Raw genomic sequence first — 22,214 nt, forward strand, 5'->3', positions numbered from 1 at the left:
GCGTCCGGGCCCATGCCCTCGGGTGCCCGCCCCGTCCTGCCCGCCGGGACTCCCTCGCGGACGATCCGCGGCCGACCGCGAGCGGGTGATCACGTCGTGGTGGAGCTCTGCCCGCCGTGCCCTTGGGCGGGGACCGCTCGTTCTACCGTCATGTCACCAGCTGATCCGATCAACGAGACCTCCGTTGAACTCCCCCGGCGCCCGGCCGACATGCGGGCGGCAGACCGCGGGGACGACACCGAGGCGTCCGACGGCGGGCGCGGCCGGGTTCCCGCCCGGAGGCAGGAGCACACCGCGTGGGCCAACCGATGGTGCACCGTGCTCTTCTGACGGCCGCCGGGCCCGGGACGTGGGACGTCGGGACTCCGCGGCGGGGAGAGACCGCGCCGGTCGCGTCGGCCGGGTCGGGTGCGCGCGCTGCGCCGGCCGGGTCGGCGGCACCGACTGCTTCCGCCGCTTCCGCTGCAAGGAGTGAGCATCCGCTGCGGCGCGCTCGCGTGCGTACCCGCCGGACTGGATACCGCCGGTCCGTTCGGCCGGAGGGGTCGTGGCGCCAGTCGTACGCCGGTGCGCAGATGCTCGACTCCGTGGGTAATCCGACGCCCGGCCTGCTCCGGATTGGCCGGGCCGCGCACCGCCCCTCTCCGCGCACGGCAGCAGAACGGCTGCGGCGGTGTTCCGGCTCGCCGCCGATCAACTCGCCGGGCGGGACGGCGCCGGTGGTGTCATGGCCCACCGGATCGTCCTGACGAGCGCGCGACCGCCCTGGCGGACCACGGTGCCCTCGACCACCGGAACGCGCGGCAGCCGCAGCGGACCGCGGGCCCAGGGCGGAAGGTCGGCCACCGCGGTCGCCGTCAGGACGGCGTAGGGCGGCCGGGCCGCGAGCGGCAACGGCGGGCGGAACAGGATGAAGCGCGCCGCGGACCGCGCCGCCGCGGTGGCACGCAGCTCCGGCCGGTAGGAATCCAGGACGTCCGCCAGCTCGGCGCGGTTCCGGGGCGGATTCACCACGCCGAGTGCCTCGGCCACCCGCGCGGTGTCCGCGACATAGGCATCGCAGCCAGCCGCGTCCAGCGGGTGCGCCCCGTAGCGCTGGTGGGCGTCGAGGAAGCTGTCGGCCTCGGCGGCGTGCACCCAGCCGAGGAGGTGCGGGTCGGCGGCGTGGTACGGCTCGCCCCGGTCCGTCGTCCCGCGCACCTTCCGGTGGATGGCGCGGACGTGGTCGACGGCCCGCTGGGCGTCCTCCGCGGTGCCGAACGTGGTGACGGCGAGGAACGTACTGGTCCGCTGCAGTCGCCCCCAGGGGTCCCCCTGGTATCCGGAGTGGGCGGCGACCGCGGCCATCGCCAGCGGGTGCAGTGACTGCAGCAGCAGTGCACGGACCCCTCCGACGAACATCGAGGCATCGCCGTGGACGGTGCGGATCGCACTGTCCGGGCCGAACCAGCGGGGTCCGGGGGTCTCGTGGATGCGCGCCCGGTTGGCCGGCCCGTCGGGGCCCGCGACCCGGCTGAACAGCTCGGCGCCCAGCCGTTCACGCAGACCGGAGACCGCGGATGCGTACGTGTCCATGGCCCCAGTGTCCCGCAGGAACCGGGCCGTCCGGCAGACGCGGGAGTGCGCGCGTCCGATCCTCCGGCAGGCTCGGGAGAGCCCTGAATCGCCCTTCCCGGCGCCCGGGAAAACCCTCGGAGTACGGTATCGGATCCGGGGCACCAGAACGTGTGCCACCGGCGGACTCCCCCCCGGTCGCGTCAGTGGCGATGCTCCCGCGCGGGGCGGAGGGGACGGGTCACCCCGGCGCCCGCGCGGTCGAGCGGAGGGGCACGGCCGCGCCATGGGAGGCACAGGGCGGGCGCGGCCGCCCCTCCCCCAGCGGTCCCGCCGATCCGGCGAGCGGTCCTGCGGTGTGCCCGCCGAACCGGTGGCCCGGGGTCCGGCCGAGACCGTGCGGCACACAGCGAACGAACACAGGAGACGTGACATGCGGGAAGGCACTGCGCTGGAGGTCCAGCACGAGGACACCATGGCCACGGGTGGGGGCGACACGGAAGCGCGCAAGCAGCGGCTGCGAAGAAGACTGGAACGGCTGATCGGAATCGCCGCGACCGAGGGCAACGAACTCGTCCCCCTGCACAACGGCGACGAAATCTTCCCGGCCATGCTGGACGCGGTCCGCTCCGCCCGGCACACCGTGGACATGATGACGTTCGTGTACTGGCAGGGGCAGATAGCCCGCGACTTCGCGGCGGCGCTGGCCGACCGCGCCCGCGCGGGCCTGCGCGTGCGGCTGCTACTCGACGGTTTCGGGGCCAAGGAGATCGAGGCTGACCTGCTGCGGTCGATGAGCGACGCCGGCGTACAGGTCGCCTGGTTCCGCAAGCCGCTGTGGCTCTCGCCCTTCAAGCAGAACCACCGGTGCCACCGCAAGGCGCTGATCGTCGACGAGCACACCGCCTTCACCGGTGGCGTCGGCATCGCCGAGGAGTGGTGCGGCGACGCCCGCAACCCCTCCGAATGGCGCGACACCCACGTGCAGGTCCGCGGACCCGCGGTCGACGGCATCGCCGCCGCCTTCGCCCAGAACTGGGCGGAGTGCCACGACGAGCTGTTCGACGAGCGCGACCGGTTCACCGAGCACGGCCAGCCGGGCGACTCGACCGTGCAGGTGGTGCGGGGTTCGGCCGGGTTCGGCTGGCAGGACATGCAGACGCTCATCCGCGTCATGCTCACCTCCGCCGAGGAGCGGGTGCGCCTGTCCACCGCCTACTTCGCCCCGGACGACTACTTCGCCGACCTGCTGGCCGCCACCGCCCGCCGGGGCGTGCGCGTGGAGATCCTGCTGCCCGGTCCGCACACCGACCAGCGGGCCTGCCGACTCGCCGGCCAGCACCACTACAGCAAGCTGCTGGCCGCCGGCGTCCAGATCAGCCAGTACCAGCCGACCATGCTGCACACGAAGATCCTGACGGTGGACGGAGTGGCGTCCCTGATCGGCTCCACCAACTTCAACCGGCGCTCCATGGAACACGACGAGGAGGTCATGCTCGCCGTGCTCGACGAGAAGTTCACCGCCGTGCTCGACCGGGACTTCGAGAAGGACCGGGAGCGGGCCGTGACGATCGAGCCCGAGCGCTGGAAGCACCGTCCGACGGTCCAGCGGCTCAAGGAGTACGCGGTGCAGCCGATACGGCGGTTCCTCTGACCGGACGGCGGCACCTGAGGCCGGACGGCGGTTGACGGGGGCGGGGCGGCGGTTGACGCGGGCGGGACGGCGTCGACGGAAGCGGGACGGCGGTCCCGGGGGCTCACCCCTACGCGGGTGTTGTGACCATCCAAAGATTCACTCGTTTGAAGCAGCGCAGTGAACTGCATCCGATGCGGAAGGCACGCGCTCCATGTACAGCCCCCGGCAACGACGTCCCGCCACGGGCACCAGGACCGCCCTCGACCGGGCCGAGTCCGCCCTGATCGTCCAGTACGGCGACCTGACCCGGCTGGCCTACCTCACGCTCCCCGTCTCCCTCAGCCGGCACCGCCGCATCCTGCTGGCGCACGGCATCGTGCAGCGGGCCCTGCCCGGAGTCCGCGGCCGGCTGCCCGCCCCGCGGTCGTCCGGCACCGCGGGCTCCGGCGCCACGGAACCGGCGGTGCCGGAGGTCCGCGGCCTGCGTCAGCAGGTCGTACGTGCCGCGCTGGCCCGCGAGCGGCGCCCCCGCGGCTGGCCCGCCGCCCTGCCGCCGCCCGGCGCACTCGTCCCGCAGCTGCCCATGGTGTGGGGATTGCGGCTGTTCCCCGCCGCGGGCGGGGCCGAGGACATGGCCCTCGGACGGCTGCTGGCCACGGCACCGGCCGACGCCCGCGCCGCGTTCCTGCTGCACCGCCTGGACGGGCTCTCCCGGACGGAGGTGGCGGAGATCCTCTCCGGAGCCGGGGTCCGCGATCCCGAGAGCACCCTGCGCGCCTGTCAACGCCTCGACTCGACCGTCGGGGAACAGGCCGAGACGCTGCTGAGGTCCCGGGAGTTCGACGCCTGCTTCGTCCAGACCCGCCCGACGGACCTGCTCAGGCGCCGCCGCCGGCTGTGGTGCGCCTGGGGGACGCTGGCCGCGCTGCTGATCGCCGTCACCGTGTGGGCGCTGCCCGGCACCGACGACACCCCCTCGCCCACGGCCGCCGTCTCCGGCCCGGACGGCCCGGTGCCCGGTCCACGGCAGCTGACCCGCGCGCCGCGCGACACCTGGGCCGACACCTCGCGCGTCGACTTCACCGCCTGGCCCGCCCGTGGCGGGCGCGTCGACGACGACGGCCTGCTGGCACGCGCGCTCTCCGCATGGGCGCGCCCGTCGCGGACCGTCCGTACCGACATCGCGCCCGGCACACCCGTGGACCCGCCCCCGCGGTCGCCTCAGCTGCTCTTCGCCGGTGACGTCGACCACCGTGCCGTCGTCCTGTTCCACGACGCCCAGCGGATCGTCCGCTACAGCGAGCGCCTCTCCTCCGACGGGCCTCCCTCTCTCGCCGTGGCGCGCGCCGACGACGCCGACGTGACGACCGCCGCCGCGGTGGTCGTCGCGCGCGGGCGGGGCACGGCGCGGTTCCTCACCGCTCCCTGGATCTCGGAGGCGCAGACCCGTGACCTGCTGCGCCCCGACACATCGGCCCGGCGGCTGCGCGTCGGCCCGGACGGCATCACCGCTCCCGTCCCCAGCGCCGCCGCGGGGACGGGATGCAGCCGTCTGCCGGTGCTGCAGCTGCGCTCGTCGTCGCGCATCGTCGAGAAGCACGCCTTCCTGCTGACCGACCTCGGCGACCTCTCGCCGGTGCACCTCACCTACACGCCGCTGCCCGACCCGGGTGCGGGGGCTCCGCCGAGCCGCCAGCCGCGTGAGGCGACCGGGCCGCAGGCGCTGCTGGCCTGGGCACGGCTCGGGTGCGGGCTGCGGGAGGTGCGGGGCAACGGCGTCCGGGCGGTCAACGCCTGGGACTTCGCTGACCAGGACCTGCCCGAACACGGCGGCCGCGCCGTGTGGTCCTGCGTGCGCGCCTCCTCCTGGCGCGGGCCGGGCGACGTCGTGGTCCGGCTGCGGACGCCCGCCGCCTCCGCGTCCGCACCGGCCCGGGTGGTGGCACGGGCCCGTTCCACGGCGGCCTGCAGCCGGTTCGGCCAGCACGTCCTGGCGCGTACCCGCTGGCGGGCCGGCTCGGGGCACTGGTACGTCGTGGCGGCCGGCAGCCGGGCCGTCGTCCGGATCAAGATCACGGGGGACGTCGCGGAGTCCCGCCCGGGCCGCACCCTCGCCGTACGTGCGGCGGAGACGTCCCGCACCCGGGCCACCGGGTTACTCGCGAACGGGGACGCCCTCGGGGAGGTCGGCGGCCACGGGTGACGCGGGCCGCCGCGAACTCGTCCCCGAGCCGCCCGCGGGCGCAGCTCCTTGCGGCGGGCCTCGGTGCCGGCCGCCGTGCGCGCCGCCGGTCCGCCGCCCGCGGTCCCGGCGGCCTTGGCAGGTCGGCGACGGGGCGGCCGTGAGCCGGTCGGGTACGTCACCGGGGTGCCCGGTCACCACCTCGTGAGGAGCGGCGTCGGGCTCGGCCGCGTTCGAGGCGGGCTCGGCCGCGGGCGCGCTGCCGGGAGGGGCCCCGCCGTCCGTGGCGGGCGTGCGCGGCACGTACCGGGTCGGCGGGCCGCCGCCGACCGGGGCGTCGGCGGTGCCCTGCGGTCCCGGGCCCGGGCACCGGGGGTCGCGGTCGGTTCCGGGTGCGTCGGCTGACGCCGGAGCCCCCTACTCTGCGCCGGGGCCGGCTTCCTCCCTGAGGAAGTTGCTCACCTGGCACGCGAGGCTCTCCTCGACGGCGCCGGTCCGCACGCCGGCGCCGACGTGGTCCTCGGGCAGACCGACCCCGCCCGACCAGAGGTAGCGGTCGGTCCACTCCTCGTCGACCTTCAGCTGCACCTGGATGTCCACGCGGGTCAGGTCGGCGTCCGTTCCGGCGGCGTACGCGACAGCCGTGGCACGGCGCAGGGGGTAGAGGTCGAAGCCCTCGATGAACTGCGAGTTGCGCCAGTCGAGGAGGGCGCTCTCGCCGTCCGTGCCGAGGCGGACGTCGATCTGGCCGTCCTCCAGGTGGATGCCGAAGTGCTCGATCGCGCGGTTCTCGACGGTGACCCGGAATCTGAAATAGGTGAGCCCTTCAGCGGCGTCGTCGCGGCCGCGCGGGGGCTCCGCCTTCTCCAAGCCGTGGACGCGGACACGCAGGCCGGCGTGCTCGTCGCACTCCTGCCAGTCTCCGACCACATTCGGCTCGTACACAGTTCACCTCTCGACCTCCGAGAGGTGCTTCTTATCCGTGCGCTCGACGCAGTGTCAAATGCACGGAACGTACCGTGGCCAGCGAATTCTCCCCCCGTGATCGTCGATCAAGCCGTGCGCAGCGGGAATCTTTCCCGCGGGGCGCCGGCGACGTCCCGGTGCGTGCTGCACATCACGCCCGGCGGCGCGGCAGCCGGCGCGCTCAGCCGGTCCGGCGCAGGGCGCGCATCTGCTCGTCCAGGGAGCACAGTCCGACGTCACGGCGGCGCTCGTCGATGGTGCCGGGCTGCCGGATCGCGTAGGGCCGCAGGGTCACCGGATTGACCCGGGTCCCGTAGAACTGCGGTTCGCCCAGCTCCACGGCGCAGTGGTCCGCGATGTAGGCGTGCTGGGCCGCCGGGCAGCGCCCGTCGGCAGCGGCCTGGGCGATGAGGTCCCGGCAGAGCAGCTGGAAGTCGAGGTCGGGAGTGTGCAGCAGGATCATCAGGGCGGCCGTGGAGGCGGCGGCCCCCACCCGGTCCGCCGTCGGCCAGCCGTGCCGGGACACGATCGCCTCCAGGGCGACGCCGTTGGCCCTGCGGCATGCGGCGATGGCCCGGCGGGTGTGCGGGGCGGGATCCGTCTGCGCCCGCCGCGTCAGCCCGGCGTCCTCGTCCACCCGGCGCACCAGTTCCCCGGCGAGCAGGGTGGCGAGCGCGGGGACCATGGCACGGTCCTCCGGGGCCGCGGCCGGGGGCGAGCCGCCGCCGGGGCCCTGCTCCGGGCGGCGGGCGCGCGGCACGCCGCCGACCGCACGCCGGCCCGCGGCGACGGCGGTCCCGGCGTCGCCGGCGGAACCCCGGGCCGTCCGGCCCGGCGGCTCGCCCTCCCGACCGGCCGGACGGTCCACGGCCACACGACCGGCGCGGCCGTGCGGCAGCGGCGCGTCCGGCCGGCCGGGGTGGGGGTCCGGCTGCGGCATGCGCGGAGCACCCGTTCGATCGCCCGGCAGCGAGGAACGCGCGTCACCGGACGGCGGGAGGTGCGCTCGGTCGCCCCGGCCCATGGAGCCGGGCGGGGACGGTCGGCGGTCGGGCAGCGGGGCGCCGTGCGCGGGCACGCCGGGACCGGCCTGTGTCAGCGCCTCAGGGACCCCGGCCTCCCCCTCGCCGGGACTCCTCCATCGTCCGTCCGTCACGGTGGTCACCAGGTCTCACGTCACGTCGTGTGCGGTGCGCCCGCACCTGGTGATCCATCAAGTGCAGTACGGCTGCCCGCAGTTGAGCGCCGTCGCCACGCACGGGGCGACGGGTCCCTCGATCACTATGGTGGCGGACGGACACGGGCCGCAACCGGCGTTCCGATAATTTCAGAACGATCCGCATCGCTCTGTCTCTGTCGGTCACCGCGTGCCACACTGCACGCTGTGACGCCCCTACCGGAAGGCAGGACGTGAGCGAGAACCGCTCCGGCGGCAGCGCGCCGACCGTCCTGCGGATGGTTCTCGGCAAGCGGCTCCGGCACCTGCGGGAGCAGGCCGGAGTCTCGTACGAGGATGCCTCGCGGGCCATCGAGGTCACGCCCCTGACGGTCCGCCGGATCGAGAAGGCGGAAGTCGGCCTCCGCATCCCGTACGTGAAGGAACTGCTGCACACCTACGGAGTTCCGGCGACGGAGGTCGAGGACTTCCTCGCGCTCGCCCGCGAGGCCAACCGGCCGGGCTGGTGGTACAAGTACCGCGACGTGCTGCCCGAGTGGTTCAGCGCCTACGTGAGCCTGGAGAGCGAAGCCAGCGTCATCCGCCTCTACGAACCCCATTACGTCCCGGGCCTGTTGCAGACACCCGAGTACGCCGCCGCCCTCCTGCACGTCGGCTTCCCGAACGAGACGCCCGAGGACATCGCCCGCCGGGTCGACCTGCGCGTCAGACGCCAGGATCTGCTCGGCAAGCCGGACGCCCCCGCCGTCTGGGCCGTCCTGGACGAGACGGTGCTGCGGCGGCCGGTCGGCGGGGCAGCCGTGATGCGGGCCCAGATCGACCGGCTGGCCGAGGCGCTGGACATGCCGAAGGTCAGGATCCAGATCATGCGCTTCGGCGTGGGGGCGCATCCCGGCGCCTTCGGCCCGTTCCACTACTTCCGCTTCGGCTTCTCGGAACTGCCCGACGTCGTCTACACCGAGAGCCTCGCCGGCGCGGTCTATGTCGACCAGCCCGCCGACGTCGTGACCTATCTCGAAGTACTGGACCGGATGTCCGTGCAGGCGGAGCCGGTCGCTCGGACCAGGGACATCCTGGCTGAACTGCGTGAGGAGTTGTGACCATGGGACCGACGGACCCCGTCCGCGGCGGCGTCACCGCCACCGACCTGGGAACCGAGGGCTGGCTGAAGCCCTGGAGCGGCACGAACGGCGGAAGCTGCGTCGAGGCCAAACGGCTGTCCGACGGCAGCGTGGCGCTGCGCCAGTCCACGGACCCCGACGGGCCCGCGCTGATCTACTCCCGGGACGAGATGGTGTCGTTCCTGGCCGGCGTCAAGTCCGGGCAGGCCGACTTCCTGATCGCCTGACGCGCCGGCCGCACGACGCCGGTGCCACGAGCGTGCGGGCCGTGCACCGCCACCACGCCCGCACCACCGGACAACCCGCACGACCCTCCCGCCGTGCGGGTTGTCCGCCCCTCGCCCCTGTCGCCCCAACGAACGGCGATCTTGCGGTAGTTGCGGATAGGTTGACGGCAGCCCACGAGTGACGCACGGCAGGAGATCTCCATGGCAGACGGCCGGTCCCTCCCCGACCGGGAGGCGTTGTCCAGGATCGACACCACGGTGCCGCACTCGGCCCGCATCTGGAACTACTGGATGGGCGGCAAGGACAACTACGAGGTCGACCGGGAGGCGGGCGACGCCTACCGCGAAGTGGCCCCGAACATCGAGGCCATGGCCCGCGCCTCCCGCGGCTACCTGATCCGCACCGTGACCTTCGTGGCCGGTGAGCTCGGCATCCGCCAGTTCCTCGACATCGGCACCGGCCTGCCCACGTACGACAACACGCACCAGGTCGCCCAGCGGGTGGCCCCCGAGTCCCGGATCGTCTACGTCGACAACGACCCCCTGGTGCTCCGCCACGCCCAGGCGCTGCTGACCAGCACACCGGAGGGGATCACCGACTACATCGACGCGGACCTGCACGAGCCCGAGAAGATCATCGAGGCGGCCGGCCGGATCCTGGACTTCGACCGGCCCGTGGCCCTGATGCTCATGGGCATTCTCGGCCACATCCAGGACTACGAGGAGGCCAGGTCGATCGTCCGGCGCCTCCAGGCCGCCCTGCCCTCCGGAAGCTACTTCGTGCACTACGACAGCACCGACACGGACGCCGCGCTCAAGGAGGCCCAGCAGGGCTACGACGACACCGGCGCCGTCCCGTACGTGCTGCGCAGCCCCGAGCAGATCACCGCCTTCTACGAGGGTCTGGAGCTGGTCGAGCCCGGCGTGGTGTCCTGCCCGCTGTGGCGGCCCGCGCCCGGCACGTCGCCCGAGCCCACGGACGTGCACGGGGGCGTGGCACGCAAACCGTGACGCGCCGGGCCCCGGGAGGCCGGTAACCACGGGGATTCCGGCCTCCGGCGCGACGGAACGCGCTCCGTCCGCTCCAATGGAGGGTGACGGAAGACAACCGGTACGAGATGCGCCGCATCCCGCCACAGGTCCGGGGCCGCATGTCCCCCGGGGCGGCGCGACGGAGGTCCGCGATGCCCACTTCTCTCCGGCTGCTGCACGCTCTCTCCGCCGACCATCGTGATCGCCTGATGGGCGTGGCCCGCGAGGTCGCGTTCCCCGCCGACGGAAAGATCTTCGAAGCCGGGGGGATCGCGGACCGCTTCTGGGTGATCCGGTCCGGAACGGTCTCGCTCTACCAGCAGGTCGTCGCGGACCGGCGCATCTCGGTCGCGACCCTCGGGCCGGGCGATCTGCTCGGCTGGTCCTGGCTGTTCCCGCCGCACCGCTGGGACTTCGGCGCCGAGGCGTTCAGTCCCGTACGCGCCTACGAGTTCGAGGCCGACGCCGTGCTCGCACTGTGCGCCCGGGACTCCGCCCTGGAGCTCTCCCTGACCCGGACGATCGGCGCCATCCTCGCCAACCGCCTCGAATCGACCCGGCAGGCCCTGATCGAGCACTACGCCCGCCATGGCGGTGTGGTGAGGTGACCTCCGGGCGGCCGCGACAATCGCCCCATGACCGACACAGGTGACGATCACGAGTCCTTCGAGCTCCTCCCCGGTGGCGCCGGCTCCCCGGTGATCCTGCACGTGCCCCACTCCGCACGGGTGATACCGGACGCCGTACGCGCCGGCATCGTCCTCGACGACGCCGCGCTGGAGCGGGAGCTGGACCACATCACGGACGCGCACACCGCCGAACTGGCCGCACGCGCCGCGGAGTTCGCCCAGGTCACGCCCTGGCGCTTCGTCAACCGGCTGTCCCGGCTGGTGATCGACCCGGAACGCTTCCCCGACGACCGCGAGGAGATGCGGTCCGTCGGCATGGGCGCGGTCTACACGCGCACCACGCAGCGCGCGCCGCTGCGCCCCGACGACGTCGACGCGCAGCCGCTGATCGACCGCTACTACCACCCGTACGCGCGGGCCATGACGGAGGCGGTGGCCGGCCGGCTGGCCGCCACCGGGCGGGCCGTGATCGTCGATGTCCACTCCTATCCCACGTCCCGGCTGCCGTACGAGCTGCACGGCGACGGACCCAGGCCTCCCGTCTGCCTGGGCACGGACTCCTTCCACACGCCGCCCGGCCTCCTCGCCGCGGCCCGGGAGGCCTGCGCCGGACTCGGCGGCACCGGGACCGACAGCCCGTTCTCCGGTGCCTACGTCCCGCTCGCGTTCCACGGCAGGGACCCCCGCGTGAGCGCCCTGATGGTGGAGATCCGGCGGGACACCTACATGAGCGAACCGGGCGGTCCGGCCGGCCCGGGGCTCGGCCGCCTCGCGACGGCGCTGGCGGACCTGGTCGACGCGGTGTCCCGGACCTAGCGCTCCCGCGCGCCCGCGCCACCATGCGGGCACCCGGTTGACGAAACGGGCGCGCGGATGCGGTGATGCTCCTGCGGCGAAGATCGACCTTGAGGCGAGGGCAGCACAGCGATGGCTTTGCAGATCAGTGCCACCAACCCGGAGCACCCCGCGCTCCTGCTCGAACTGCCCTGGCAGCTCCCGCTGGAGGAGTGGCCCGAGCACCACCTGGTGCCGCTGCCCCGCGGCATCTCCCGGCATGTGGTGCGCTACGCACGCGCCGGCACCGAGGTGGTGGCCGTCAAGGAACTCGCCGAGCGGCCCGCGCTGCGCGAGTACGAGCTGCTGCGCAGCCTGGACCGGCTCGGCATACCGTCGGTGGACCCGCTCGCCGTCGTCACCGGCCGGGTCGGGCCGGACGGCCCCCTCGAACCGGTCCTGATCACCCGGCACCTGGGCGGCTCGATGCCCTACCGGTCGATGTTCGAGACGACGATGCGCCCGGCCACCATGCACCGGCTGATGGACGCGCTCGCCGTGCTGCTGGTGCGGCTGCACCTGGCGGGCTTCGCCTGGGGCGACTGCTCGCTCTCCAACACGCTCTTCCGGAGGGACGCGGGCGCCTACGCGGCATACCTGGTCGATGCCGAGACCGGGGAGCTCCACGCCAGACTCAGCGAGGGCCAGCGCACGTACGACCTCGACCTGGCGCGGGTCAACATCAGCGGTGAGCTGCTGGACCTGGAGGCCGCCGGGGCGCTGCACCCCTCGGTGGACCCCATCGAGTTCGGACAGGAGATCTGCGCGCGCTACCAGGGCCTCTGGCAGGAGCTGACCCGCACCTCCGTGTATCCGGCAGGCAAGCACCACTACATCGACCGCCGGATCCGGCGGCTGAACGACCTGGGCTTCGACGTCGCCGAGATGCAGATCGCCCACTCGTCCAGCGGCGACACGGTCACCTTCGTCCCCAAGGTCGTCGACGCCGGACACCACCAGCGGCAGCTGCTGCGGCTGACCGGGCTCGACGCGGAGGAGAACCAGGCGCGCCGGCTGCTGAACGACCTGGAGAGCTGGATGGCCACCCAGGACGACTACGCACCCGGAGATCCGCTCGCCGCCCGCCCGGAGGTCCTCGCCCACCGCTGGGTACGGGAGGTGTTCCGGCCCACCGTGCGCGCCGTACCGCTGGACCTGCGGGGCTCGATGGACCCGGCCGAGCTGTACCACGAACTGCTGGAGCACCGCTGGTACCTGTCCGAGCACGCCCAGCACGACATCGGCCTGGACACGGCCGTCGAGGACTTCGTGGCGAACATACTGCCCCGGGTGCGCAAGGAGCTGCCGTCGCCCTCCGGGGAATCCGAGCCGACCGCCCGGGGCCGGTGACCAGGCACGTCGCGGTTCAGGAGCGAAGGTGACCGTTCATACATACGATTGAGCCAGTACACGGACCTGCTCGGGGTGGGAGACGCATGGCACAGGCCGCCGGTTCTGCGAGGACCGTCATTCTGACCGTGGATGACGATCCCGGTGTGTCGCGCGCCGTGGCCCGCGACCTGCGGCGCCGCTACGGCGAGAGTCACCGGATCGTGCGGGCGGAGTCCGGCGAGGCGGCCATGGAGGCCCTGCGGGAACTGAAGCTGCGCGGTGACCAGGTGGCGGTGATCCTGGCCGACTACCGGATGCCGCAGATGAACGGGATCGAGTTCCTGGAGCAGGCCCTCGACGTGTACCCGGGGGCGCGGCGGGTGCTGCTGACCGCCTACGCCGACACGAACGCGGCCATCGACGCGATCAACGTGATCGACCTGGACCACTACCTGCTCAAGCCGTGGGACCCGCCGGAGGAGAAGCTCTACCCGGTCCTCGACGATCTGCTGGACGCCTGGCGGGCCTCCGACTACCGGCCCGTGGCGGTCTGCAAGGTGGTCGGTCACCGCTGGTCGGCACGGTCCTCTGGAGTGCGGGAGTTCCTGGCCCGCAACCAGGTGCCGTACCGCTGGTACTCGTCGGACACGCCGGAGGGCCGTCGTCTGCTGTCGGCCGCCGGGGCGGACGAGGAACGGCTCCCCCTGGTGATCACACCGGACGGGACACCGCTCGTCGAGCCCGAGGACCCGGACCTCGCGGCCCACGTCGGGCTCGCCACGACGCCGGCGGCCGAGTTCTACGACCTGGTGGTCATCGGCGGCGGCCCCGCCGGTCTCGGAGCCGCGGTCTACGGAGCGTCGGAGGGCCTGCGGACGGTCCTGGTGGAACGGTCGGCGACGGGCGGACAGGCGGGCCAGAGCTCACGGATCGAGAACTACCTCGGCTTCCCGGACGGGGTGTCCGGGGCGCAGCTCACCGACCGCGCGCGGCGCCAGGCGGCCAAATTCGGCGCGGAGATCCTCACCGCGCGGGAGGTGACGGGGCTGGAGGTCACCGGGGCGGCGCGCACCATCCGGTTCTCGGACGGCTCGGCGATCGCCGCGCACAGCGTGATCCTGGCGACCGGGGTGTCGTACCGGCAGCTGGAGGCGCCGGGGCTGGCCGACCTGACCGGCTGCGGGGTGTTCTACGGCTCGGCGCTGACGGAGGCGTCCTCGTGCCAGGGCCACGACGTGTACATCGTCGGCGGTGCCAACTCGGCCGGGCAGGCCGCCATGTACCTGTCCCGTGGCGCGAAGTCGGTCACCATCCTGGTGCGCGGCTCGTCGCTGTCCGCGTCGATGTCCCACTACCTCATCCAGCAGATCGAGGACGCGCCCAACATCAGCGTCCGCACCGGGACGGTCGTCGAGGCCGCGCACGGCTCGGACCATCTCGAGCAGCTCACCCTGCGGGACGTGGCGAGCGGCCACACGGAACTCGTCGACGCGCAGTGGATGTTCGTCTTCATCGGTGCGGCTCCGCTCACCGGCTGGCTGGACGGGACCGTGCTGCGGGACCCGCGCGGGTTCATCATGGCCGGCCCGGACATGACCGCCGACGGGCAGCCGCCGGCGGGCTGGGAACTGGACCGGCCGCCGTACCACCTGGAGACCAACGTGCCCGGCGTGTTCGTGGCCGGCGACGCGCGGGCCGAGTCCGCGAAGCGCGTCGCGTCCGCGGTCGGAGAGGGAGCCATGGCCGTCATGCTCGTCCACCGTTACCTGGAGCAGTCGTGAGCGGGCAGCCGGTGCCGTGCAGCGTCGCCGAGCTCAGCACGCTGTTCCTGTTCGAGAAGCTCGACGGCGACCAGCTCGACCGGCTGTGCCGGGAGGGCCGGGTGGAGCGGTTCGAGCCGGGGCCCGTCTACACCGAGGGCGAGCAGGCCACGTGCTTCTTCGTGCTCCTGGAGGGCACGGTGGTGCTCTCGCGCCGGGTCGGCAACGACGACGTGGAGATCAGCCGCAGCTCCAGCCGCGGTGTGTACTCCGGCGCCATGCAGGCCTATCTCGGCGACCGGGTGCGGCCGGTGTACAACAGCTCGATGCGGGTGACCGAGCCCTCGCGGTTCTTCGTGCTGCCCTCGGAGACGTTCGCGGCCATCATGCAGGACTGGTTCCCGATGGCGGTGCACCTGCTGGAGGGCCTGTTCTTCGGCTCGAAGAACACCCAGCAGGTGATCGGCCAGCGGGAAAGGCTGCTGGCGCTCGGCTCGCTGTCGGCGGGCCTGACCCACGAACTCAACAACCCCGCCGCCGCGGCGGTCCGGGCCACCTCCAGCCTGCGGGAACGGGTGGCGAAGATGCGGCACAAGCTCGGCATCATCGCCACCGGCCCCTTCTCGCGCCAGGCCCTGGCCGACCTCATCGAGATCCAGGAGCGCACGGCCGAACGGGTCGCGAAGGCCCCCGCGCTGAGCCCGCTGGAGGCCTCGGACCGCGAGGACACCCTCGGCGACTGGTTCGACGACCACGGGATCGCCGAGGGCTGGCGGCTCGCGCCGACCTTCGTACAGGCCGGGCTCGACGTCGACTGGCTCGACCAGGTCGCGGCGGCCGTGGACGCGGAGATCCTGCCGGGCGCGGTGGGCTGGCTCAACTACACCGTCGAGACCGAACTGTTGATGAACGAGATCGAGGACTCCACCACCCGGATCTCGCATCTCGTGGACGCCGCCAAGCAGTACTCCCAGCTCGACCGTGCCCCGTACCAGGTGTGCGACGTGCACGAACTGCTCGACAGCACCCTGCTGATGCTCTCCGGCAAGATCGGTTCCCGCATCACCGTGGTCAAGGAGTACGACCGTACGCTCCCGAAGATCCCGGCCTATCCCGGTGAGTTGAACCAGGTGTGGACGAACCTCGTCGACAACGCCGTGGCGGCGATGAACGGCACGGACCGGGACGGCACGCTGACCGTGCGGACCGCGCTGGACCGGGACCGGCTGCTGGTGGAGTTCCGTGACACGGGGCCCGGGGTTCCCGCGGAGATCCGCGACCGCATCTTCGATCCGTTCTTCACCACCAAGCCGGTGGGCGAGGGCACGGGCCTCGGCCTGGACATCTCCTGGCGGATCGTCGTCAACAAGCACCACGGACATCTGGAGGTGCAGTCGGTGCCGGGCGACACCCGTTTCCAGGTCCGCCTGCCCCTGACCGCCGCGGAACCCGACACACCCGAGGAGCCGTCATGACCCTGCCCGCCGGAATCGATCCCAGCGTCCCGCCGAGCGGCACGGGGTGCGGTGACTGCGACGCCATCGGCGGATGGTGGTTCCATCTGCGGCGCTGCGCCCAGTGCGGGCACATCGGCTGCTGCGACGACTCACCGTCGAAGCACGCGACCGCGCACGCACGGGAGACCGGACACCCCCTCATCCGCAGCTTCGAACCCGGCGAGCACTGGTACTGGAACTTCGACACCTCCGAGCTGTACGAGTCGGGTCCGGACCTGGCTCCGCCCCTCAGCCGTCCCGACGAGCAGCCGGTGCCGGGCCCGGCCGGACGCGTCCCGGCGAACTGGGCCGACACCCTGCGCTGACCCGCCCGGAGCCGGCCCGCACGGTCTGCCGTCAGCCCGCGTCGCGACCCCCCGCTCCCCCGGCCGCGAGCACCTTGCGCAGCACCTCGGCGAATTCCTCGGGCTGCTCCATGAATCCGCCGTGGCCGCCGGGGAACTCGACCGGGCGCGTGCCGAGCAGCGCGGCGAGCGCGGTGGACGTCCGGTGGGTGAGCAGCGGTCCGGAGGTGGCGCCGATGCCCACGACGACACGGCCCGGTGCCGACGTCAGGGCCGGGACGTCGGGCACATGGCGGGTGGTGCCCCGCAGTTCGTGGGCGAAGAACCGGGCGCTGTCGGCGAGGTCCTGCGCCGAGGGCTCGCCGGCCGGCGGAGGGGGCGGCCCCTCGACGCTGTCGGCGACACCGGAGACGACCATGAACTTCATCCAGGCGGCCCCGACGCCCTCCCGATGGAAGGTCTCGATGATGTCGTCGGTCGCGGCGTGCCGCTCGTCCGCGTCGGGGAGGAGGTCCAGCAGGGGCGGTTCGTGTGCGACCAGGGTCCGGACCCGGGCCGGATGCCGGGCGACCAGGGCGAGCCCGGTCACCGCGCCGCCGCTGCTGCCGAAGACGTCCGCCGACTCCGCGCCGAGGGCGTCCAGCAGGGCCGCGACGTCGTCCGCCCGCAGCTCGGGGGTGGAGTCCTGCTCCGGGTCGTCGAGGGTGCTGCCCGCGATGCCGCGCGGGTCGTGGGTGACGACCGTGTGGTCACGGGCGAGGACGTCGGCCAGCGGTGCGAAGGCCGCGGCGGACATCGGCGCTCCCATCACCAGCAGCAGCGGGCCGGAGCCGCGGACCTCGTAGTGCAGGCGGGCGCCGGGCACGTCGAGGCGGTGGGTGGCGGTCATGGGCGGTGTTCCTTCCGCAGGGCGGTGTCCCCGCATGCGCGGTGACGGAGGGGAGACTGCGGCACCGTCGCAAACTCATCGCCGCCGACGGTGTGGCCGGCCGGAGTCCGGAGTCCGAAGCGGGGCCGGGGCTCGGCGAGCCCGGTGCCGGACGGGTCCGATGCCGCGTGGGCGGGATGCCGGACGGGCCCGATGCCGGGCTCCGGCGTGCGGGGCGCCGGGGGTCGAGCGGGACCCAGCCGGGGCAGGGCTCCGGCGTGCGCGGCGCCGGGGGCGAGCGCGACCCGGGGCCCGGGTGGGCCCGGTCCACGGGCGGGCCGGGGTCTGGCGAGCGTCCGCCACTCGGAGCAGTCCGTGGGGGCGGGACCCGTGACGGGCCCCGCCCCGGACGCGGTCACGGTGACGGGCGCCGGACCTCAGCGCCCCTTCTTGAGCACGGCGCAGACGAAGTCCTCCTCGATGGCGCGCAGTCGCTTCAGCTGCTCGGGGGCCAGATCCTTGTTGATCTGCGTGGTGATCGAGAAGGTCAGCGAGCGGCGGCCGTCCGGGGTCGCGGTGGCGAGCTGCGTGTACCCGGGGAAGTTGCCGGTGTGCCCCAGCACGACACCGCACCGGGTGGTGTAGCGGAAGATCCCCAGTCCCGCGTTGTTGCGTCCCGGACCCGCCGGCTCGGAGGCGCCCTTCACCCAGCGCCGCTGTTCCCGTACGACCTTGCCGCCGTAGAGCTCGCCTCCCGCGTACCCGCGGATGAAGCGGGACAGGTCCGCGGGCGTGGAGACGATGCCTCCCGAGGCCCACACGCCGGACGCGCTCAGGACCTCGCTGATGTCCTCCGGAGCGTCGGGCACGCTGACGTCGTAGCCGTGCAGATAGGGCTTCGGCAGCCGGTAGCCCTGCGGCAGCGTGGTGTCGCGCAGGCCGAGCGGCCGGTAGACGAGTTCCTCAAGCAGTCGTTCGTAGGTCGTGCCGGTGACGGCCTCGGCCATGAGGGCCACGGCGATGTTGTCGGAGTTGGAGTAGCGGTACTGCGAGCCGGGCTTGAAGTTCAGCGGTTCGTCCGCCACGTAGTCGAGCAGCCGGCGCGAGTCGAAGTGGCGCCGGGGGTCGGCCGTCACCGCCTCGCGGAACGCGGGGGCCTCCGTGTAATCGGGCAGGCCGCTGGCGTGGTTGAGCAACTGACGAAGCGTCACCGAACCCCAGGAGCGGGGCAGTCGGGGCAGTCGCTTGCGCAGGGTGTCGTCCAGTGCGAGGTCGCCGCTGTTGACCAGGGTCAGCGCCACCGCTCCGCTGAACGCCTTGGCCACGCTGGCGATGCGCATGTGGTCGTGCGCGCGCGGCGCCCGGCCGGTGCGGACGTCGGCGACCCCGGCCCGCAGGACGCGGCTCTTCCGGCCGTCGCGCAGCACGGCGACGACTCCGGGCGGCCCGCCCGGGGTCTGCACGAACGCGTCGATCTCCCGCTGCAGCGTGCGGTCGTCCGGGGCTGCGGGGAGTGCGCCGGCGGCGGCGCTCGGGGTGGCGGGGGCCAGCGCTGCCAGGCACACGGCGACGAGGGCGGCCTTCCGCAGACCCGGTGACACGACGGCACCGCGGGACGGCAGGGGGCGCAGAGGCATCTCGGCTCCTGAGGTGAGGGGACTGAGCCTCCAGCCTCGGCGGAGCTCCCGGTCGCCTGCCCCCGGTGCTGCTGCATACGGCCCAGCACACGAACCTCGGGGCGGTACCCGGCCGCCGCCCGGACCGGGCGCGGCAGCGGGCGACGCCGGCCGGGGCAGCCGGACGGTCACTGCCTCGGGGCCGACCGTCGGGCGGGCCGGGGATCCGGCCGCCGGGGCGGCCCCGGGCGTCAGAGCACGGTGGTGCCGTACATCTCGCCGAGCGGGTCGGCGAGCAGCTCCACGCGGGCGCCGTCGGGGTCGCGGAAGTAGAGCGAGGTGCCGCTCTCCTCCTGGTAGTCGACTCCGGCGGCGCCGAGCCGCTCGCGCAGCCGCGCCCAAGTGGTGGGGTCGACCGAGATGGCGAGGTGATGCAGTCCGCCGAGGACTTCCGCGTACGGGCCGAGGTCGAGACCCGGGAAGTCGAAGAAGGCGAGCAGATTTCCATTGCCCAGGTCGAAGAAGAAGTGGGTCGAACCCTTGTAGTCGCGGTTCTCGATCATCTCGGTGAGCGGGAACTCCAGGATCTCCTGGTAGAAGCGCACGGTCCGCTCCACGTCCGAGGAGAGGAGGGCCACGTGATGTACGCCGCGGGCGGCGCTCGCCGGACGGTCCGAGTCCGCCAGGTAGGTCTCCCGGATGCGCGCGCGTTCCGCCTCGACGGCGGCCAGGTCCACAGGTTCCATGGGGGGCTCCTACGTAGTCGAAGACCTGGTTGGCAATTCAACCAACTGGCGGGCCCACTCTAGACCTCCGCCGTACCGCCGGGGAGCATCCGGACGGGCGCGCCGCGGGCGTCTGCACGATCGGTCCCGAGTCGTGGGAGCTAAACGGGGGGCACGGAAAGTATGATCACCCAATGTCTGACATGACCGAGACCTCGCCCGGCTGGCTGACCCCCGACGAGCTGGAACAGGCCCGCGCCCGTATGCCGATCCTGTACGTCGAGGCCGTGCCGGTGCGCGTCGACGACAGTGGCGAAGTCACCAGCATCGGGCTGCTGCTGCGCATCGGTCCGGACGGGACGGTCAGCCGCACCCTCGTCTCCGGCCGGGTGCTGCACCACGAGCGCGTCAGGGACGCACTGCTGCGTCATCTGGAGAAGGACCTGGGCCCGATGGCGCTGCCCCGTGTCCCGGCGTCGCTGCAGCCGTTCACCGTCGCCGAGTACTTCCCGACCCACGGGGTCACGCCCTATCACGACCCTCGGCAGCACGCGGTGTCCCTCGCCTACATCGTCCCGGTGACCGGCGACTGCCGCCCGCGGCAGGACGCGCTCGACCTGGTCTGGTTCAGCCCTCAGGAGGCGCTGTCGCCGATGGTGCTCAACGAGATGCCGGGCGGCCACGGGGTACTGCTCAAGCAGGCGCTGGCGCATGTGGGTTGCGTGTCCTGATCGGGATCGGTGACCTTCCGGACTCGGGATGCGGCGGCCCAACTGCCGTTGCCCCGCGGCCCGGTCGGTCGTCCGGCCGTACGGGAGCGGGTTCCCGATCAAGGAGGCACAATGGCCGCGACGGTCTGGTGCCGCCGTGGCGGCCGTACGCACCCGGACGCCCGCGGGTGCCCAGGGAAGGGAACGACATGAGCGAGACGCAGCGCCCGACGGGGGCCTCGGGGAGACTCAACACCGCAGTGGCGCACAACGCCCGGGTCTGGAACTTCTGGATCGGCGGCAAGGACCACTACGAGGTCGACCAGCGGGTCGGCGAGCACGTCGCCTCGATGTTCCCGGTGATCCGGGACGTGGCGCTGGCGGACCGTCAGTTCCTGCGCCGCGCAGTCGAGTTCCTGGCCGGGGAACGCGGGGTGCGGCAGTTCCTGGACATCGGCACCGGGCTGCCGACCCTCGACAACACCCATGACATCGCGCAGCGCATCGCGCCCGAATCCCGGATCGTGTACGTCGACAACGACCCCATCGTGCTCGTCCACGCGCGTTCCCTGCTGACCAGTACCGCCGAGGGCGTCACGGACTACATCGACGCCGACGTCCACAACCCGGACACCATCGTCCGGGGCGCCGCGTCCACCCTCGATCTCGAACAGCCCGTCGCCGTCATGATGCTGGGCATCCTCAACTTCGTCCTGGACACCGCCAAGGCGCAGGACATCGTGCGCCGGGTCATGGCGGCCGTCCCGTCGGGCAGTTTCCTCGCCCTGACGCACCCGACCACCGACGCCGACCTCGGCGGCGAGGGCAACGTCGAGGCCATGAAGTTCTGGAACGAGAACGCCACCCCGCCCATCACCGCGCGCAGCCGCGAGGAGATCGCCGCCTTCTTCGAGGGGCTGGACCTCGTCACCCCTGGCCTCGTGTCCTGCTCGCAGTGGCGCGCCGGCTCCGAAACGGCCTCCGTCGTACCGCAGTTCGGCGCGGTCGCCGTCAAGCCCTGACCTGGGCAGGGCCTCAGGAGCCGGGCCGGGCGAACCTCGTCGTGGCAGGGCAGGGAAGTCCGTGCCGTCGAAGATCTTTCGTGCGGTGCGGACTACGGCCGTGCGGCCGGCCACGGGAGGCCCGCCGCCGCGCGTGTCGTCCTCGACGAGGCTCTCGACGTCGAGGAAGCCGGTGGGGTGTTCGATGCGCAACTGCGCTTCCTTCGACGCCAGTTGCGCGATTCCTCGGTCGACGCCGTCACGCAGGTGCAGGCCCGCCGCGACGCCGGCGGCTCCGAGGACACCGATCGCGGTGTGACAGCGGACGGGAACGAAGGTGCGGGTCATGACGGCACCGCCGTGCACCGGAGCGGCGAGCAGGGTGAGCTTGGGGACCGTCGTCCCGCCGACGTCGCCCAGCCCCATCAGCCGGCCGGCCGCCAGCCGGATCTGCCGCAGCCGCTCGCCGAGCGCGCGGTCCTTCTCCAGTTCCGCGGGTTCCTCGTAGCCCGTGACCCCGAGGGAGGCCGCGGCGATCAGGACGGTCGGCATGCCGTTGTCGACGCGGGTCACCTCGACGCCGGCCACCTCGTCCCGTGAACTGCCGGTCGCCAGAAGGGGTTTGCCGCCCCGCCGGAACTCGATCACCACGGGTGCGGCGGCGCCCGGCACGCGGGAGATCTCCGTCGTCCCCGAGTACGACACCCACCGGTCCCGCGTGGGAGAGGTCGCGGTGGCGAGGTCACCGCTGTTGACCATCCGGATCCTCACCGGCGTCCGTCCGTCCCGGGGCGCGACCGGCCCCCGTTCGACGGCGAAGGGGCCGACCCCGGCCAGGACGGCCCTACCGCCTGCCGCGCGGCCTCGTCCGGCGGACGATCGGGGCGGAACCATGCCGCCGCCCCCGACCCGCCACGTCGGGGCGGCACCGACAACCTCACCGCACGCCCTTCACCGAGACCGGGGACATCACTCCACGCCCTTCACCGAGGCCGGGGTCACCACGCCGAGGCCGCCGTCATCACACCGCACCGACGCGGTCA

19 protein-coding genes and 1 pseudogene are annotated in these 22,214 nt (G+C 73.0%); 13 read left to right on the forward strand and 7 right to left on the reverse strand.

Going from position 1 to position 22,214, the window contains the following annotated elements:
• Positions 1-693: 693 nt before the first annotated feature.
• Complete coding sequence (locus ACZ4NT_RS03815; protein ID WP_467723172.1) at positions 694-1,575, reverse strand: oxygenase MpaB family protein; 882 nt, start codon at positions 1,573-1,575, stop codon at positions 694-696.
• Between the two features lie 454 nt (positions 1,576-2,029).
• Between ACZ4NT_RS03815 and ACZ4NT_RS03820 the strand changes: the two genes are divergently transcribed.
• Positions 2,030-3,208, forward strand: a complete 1,179-nt coding sequence (locus ACZ4NT_RS03820; protein WP_121409504.1) for a phospholipase D-like domain-containing protein — start codon at positions 2,030-2,032, stop codon at positions 3,206-3,208.
• A 193-nt stretch (positions 3,209-3,401) separates the two neighbouring features.
• Positions 3,402-5,393 carry a hypothetical protein gene (locus tag ACZ4NT_RS03825; protein ID WP_467723174.1) on the forward strand — a complete coding sequence of 664 codons (1,992 nt, stop codon included), beginning with the start codon at positions 3,402-3,404 and terminating at the stop codon, positions 5,391-5,393.
• 396 nt (positions 5,394-5,789) lie between these two features.
• On the opposite strand, the gene ACZ4NT_RS03830 is transcribed toward ACZ4NT_RS03825, so the two are convergent.
• Positions 5,790-6,317 carry a hypothetical protein gene (locus ACZ4NT_RS03830; RefSeq protein ID WP_121409234.1) on the reverse strand — a complete coding sequence of 176 codons (528 nt, stop codon included), beginning with the start codon at positions 6,315-6,317 and terminating at the stop codon, positions 5,790-5,792.
• 202 nt (positions 6,318-6,519) lie between these two features.
• Positions 6,520-7,278 carry a DUF6624 domain-containing protein gene (locus ACZ4NT_RS03835; protein WP_467723176.1) on the reverse strand — a complete coding sequence of 253 codons (759 nt, stop codon included), beginning with the start codon at positions 7,276-7,278 and terminating at the stop codon, positions 6,520-6,522.
• Between the two features lie 470 nt (positions 7,279-7,748).
• On the opposite strand from ACZ4NT_RS03835, the gene ACZ4NT_RS03840 reads away from it, so the two are divergent.
• The 9 genes from ACZ4NT_RS03840 to ACZ4NT_RS03880 all read left to right on the forward strand — a co-directional run bounded on the left by ACZ4NT_RS03840 (position 7,749) and on the right by ACZ4NT_RS03880 (position 16,272).
• The gene (locus ACZ4NT_RS03840) at positions 7,749-8,615 is read left to right on the forward strand and encodes a helix-turn-helix domain-containing protein (protein ID WP_467723178.1); all 867 of its coding nucleotides are present in this window, start codon (positions 7,749-7,751) and stop codon (positions 8,613-8,615) included.
• Between the two features lie 2 nt (positions 8,616-8,617).
• A complete protein-coding gene (locus tag ACZ4NT_RS03845; RefSeq protein ID WP_121409235.1) occupies positions 8,618-8,863 on the forward strand; it encodes a DUF397 domain-containing protein in 246 nt (81 codons plus the stop codon).
• A 201-nt stretch (positions 8,864-9,064) separates the two neighbouring features.
• Positions 9,065-9,874, forward strand: coding sequence for an SAM-dependent methyltransferase (locus tag ACZ4NT_RS03850; RefSeq protein WP_121409236.1), 810 nt, complete (start codon positions 9,065-9,067; stop codon positions 9,872-9,874).
• 173 nt (positions 9,875-10,047) lie between these two features.
• A complete protein-coding gene (locus ACZ4NT_RS03855; RefSeq protein ID WP_121409237.1) occupies positions 10,048-10,503 on the forward strand; it encodes a cyclic nucleotide-binding domain-containing protein in 456 nt (151 codons plus the stop codon).
• A 27-nt stretch (positions 10,504-10,530) separates the two neighbouring features.
• A complete protein-coding gene (locus ACZ4NT_RS03860) occupies positions 10,531-11,340 on the forward strand; it encodes an N-formylglutamate amidohydrolase (RefSeq protein WP_467723181.1) in 810 nt (269 codons plus the stop codon).
• Positions 11,341-11,451: 111 nt separating this feature from the next.
• Complete coding sequence (locus tag ACZ4NT_RS03865; RefSeq protein ID WP_121409239.1) at positions 11,452-12,708, forward strand: DUF4032 domain-containing protein; 1,257 nt, start codon at positions 11,452-11,454, stop codon at positions 12,706-12,708.
• Positions 12,709-12,794: 86 nt separating this feature from the next.
• A complete protein-coding gene (locus ACZ4NT_RS03870; protein WP_121409240.1) occupies positions 12,795-14,471 on the forward strand; it encodes an FAD-dependent oxidoreductase in 1,677 nt (558 codons plus the stop codon).
• The gene (locus tag ACZ4NT_RS03875; protein WP_121409241.1) at positions 14,468-15,925 is read left to right on the forward strand and encodes an ATP-binding protein; all 1,458 of its coding nucleotides are present in this window, start codon (positions 14,468-14,470) and stop codon (positions 15,923-15,925) included. The genes ACZ4NT_RS03870 and ACZ4NT_RS03875 overlap by 4 nt, the downstream gene beginning before the upstream one ends.
• Positions 15,922-16,272 carry a UBP-type zinc finger domain-containing protein gene (locus ACZ4NT_RS03880; protein WP_121409242.1) on the forward strand — a complete coding sequence of 117 codons (351 nt, stop codon included), beginning with the start codon at positions 15,922-15,924 and terminating at the stop codon, positions 16,270-16,272. The genes ACZ4NT_RS03875 and ACZ4NT_RS03880 overlap by 4 nt, the downstream gene beginning before the upstream one ends.
• Positions 16,273-16,303: 31 nt before the next feature.
• Here ACZ4NT_RS03880 and ACZ4NT_RS03885 read toward each other — a convergent pair whose 3' ends face one another.
• The 3 genes from ACZ4NT_RS03885 to ACZ4NT_RS03895 form a co-directional block, all read right to left on the reverse strand.
• Positions 16,304-17,140 carry an alpha/beta fold hydrolase gene (locus ACZ4NT_RS03885; RefSeq protein ID WP_467723184.1) on the reverse strand — a complete coding sequence of 279 codons (837 nt, stop codon included), beginning with the start codon at positions 17,138-17,140 and terminating at the stop codon, positions 16,304-16,306.
• Between the two features lie 416 nt (positions 17,141-17,556).
• Positions 17,557-18,756, reverse strand: coding sequence for a serine hydrolase domain-containing protein (locus ACZ4NT_RS03890; RefSeq protein WP_467723186.1), 1,200 nt, complete (start codon positions 18,754-18,756; stop codon positions 17,557-17,559).
• Positions 18,757-18,986: 230 nt separating this feature from the next.
• Positions 18,987-19,481: a VOC family protein gene (locus tag ACZ4NT_RS03895; RefSeq protein WP_121409245.1), complete on the reverse strand. Its 495-nt coding sequence runs from the start codon at positions 19,479-19,481 to the stop codon at positions 18,987-18,989.
• A 182-nt stretch (positions 19,482-19,663) separates the two neighbouring features.
• Here ACZ4NT_RS03895 and ACZ4NT_RS03900 point away from each other — a divergent pair, with 182 nt between their 5' ends.
• Entirely contained in the window at positions 19,664-20,191 is a 528-nt protein-coding gene (locus ACZ4NT_RS03900) for an NUDIX hydrolase family protein (RefSeq protein WP_183117270.1), read from the forward strand.
• Between the two features lie 188 nt (positions 20,192-20,379).
• Positions 20,380-21,192, forward strand: a complete 813-nt coding sequence (locus tag ACZ4NT_RS03905; RefSeq protein ID WP_121409247.1) for an SAM-dependent methyltransferase — start codon at positions 20,380-20,382, stop codon at positions 21,190-21,192.
• Positions 21,193-21,216: 24 nt separating this feature from the next.
• On the opposite strand, the pseudogene ACZ4NT_RS03910 reads toward ACZ4NT_RS03905, so the two are convergent.
• A pseudogene (locus ACZ4NT_RS03910) lies at positions 21,217-22,011 on the reverse strand (PrpF domain-containing protein); the annotation flags it as partial.
• Positions 22,012-22,214: the final 203 nt, after the last annotated feature.

The organism is Streptomyces sp. NPDC026417, assembly GCF_055567695.1.

What these genes read in the sequence shown, in the direction of transcription:
- ACZ4NT_RS03815 (WP_467723172.1), bottom strand. Translation starts at nt 1,575, where the DNA reads ATGGACACGTACGCATCCGCGGTCTCCGGTCTGCGTGAACGGCTGGGC.
- ACZ4NT_RS03820 (WP_121409504.1), top strand. Translation starts at nt 2,030, where the DNA reads ATGGCCACGGGTGGGGGCGACACGGAAGCGCGCAAGCAGCGGCTGCGA.
- ACZ4NT_RS03825 (WP_467723174.1), top strand. Translation starts at nt 3,402, where the DNA reads ATGTACAGCCCCCGGCAACGACGTCCCGCCACGGGCACCAGGACCGCC.
- ACZ4NT_RS03835 (WP_467723176.1), bottom strand. Translation starts at nt 7,278, where the DNA reads ATGCCGCAGCCGGACCCCCACCCCGGCCGGCCGGACGCGCCGCTGCCG.
- ACZ4NT_RS03845 (WP_121409235.1), top strand. Translation starts at nt 8,618, where the DNA reads ATGGGACCGACGGACCCCGTCCGCGGCGGCGTCACCGCCACCGACCTG.
- ACZ4NT_RS03850 (WP_121409236.1), top strand. Translation starts at nt 9,065, where the DNA reads ATGGCAGACGGCCGGTCCCTCCCCGACCGGGAGGCGTTGTCCAGGATC.
- ACZ4NT_RS03855 (WP_121409237.1), top strand. Translation starts at nt 10,048, where the DNA reads ATGCCCACTTCTCTCCGGCTGCTGCACGCTCTCTCCGCCGACCATCGT.
- ACZ4NT_RS03860 (WP_467723181.1), top strand. Translation starts at nt 10,531, where the DNA reads ATGACCGACACAGGTGACGATCACGAGTCCTTCGAGCTCCTCCCCGGT.
- ACZ4NT_RS03865 (WP_121409239.1), top strand. Translation starts at nt 11,452, where the DNA reads ATGGCTTTGCAGATCAGTGCCACCAACCCGGAGCACCCCGCGCTCCTG.
- ACZ4NT_RS03870 (WP_121409240.1), top strand. Translation starts at nt 12,795, where the DNA reads ATGGCACAGGCCGCCGGTTCTGCGAGGACCGTCATTCTGACCGTGGAT.
- ACZ4NT_RS03880 (WP_121409242.1), top strand. Translation starts at nt 15,922, where the DNA reads ATGACCCTGCCCGCCGGAATCGATCCCAGCGTCCCGCCGAGCGGCACG.
- ACZ4NT_RS03885 (WP_467723184.1), bottom strand. Translation starts at nt 17,140, where the DNA reads ATGACCGCCACCCACCGCCTCGACGTGCCCGGCGCCCGCCTGCACTAC.
- ACZ4NT_RS03890 (WP_467723186.1), bottom strand. Translation starts at nt 18,756, where the DNA reads ATGCCTCTGCGCCCCCTGCCGTCCCGCGGTGCCGTCGTGTCACCGGGT.
- ACZ4NT_RS03895 (WP_121409245.1), bottom strand. Translation starts at nt 19,481, where the DNA reads ATGGAACCTGTGGACCTGGCCGCCGTCGAGGCGGAACGCGCGCGCATC.
- ACZ4NT_RS03900 (WP_183117270.1), top strand. Translation starts at nt 19,664, where the DNA reads ATGACCGAGACCTCGCCCGGCTGGCTGACCCCCGACGAGCTGGAACAG.
- ACZ4NT_RS03905 (WP_121409247.1), top strand. Translation starts at nt 20,380, where the DNA reads ATGAGCGAGACGCAGCGCCCGACGGGGGCCTCGGGGAGACTCAACACC.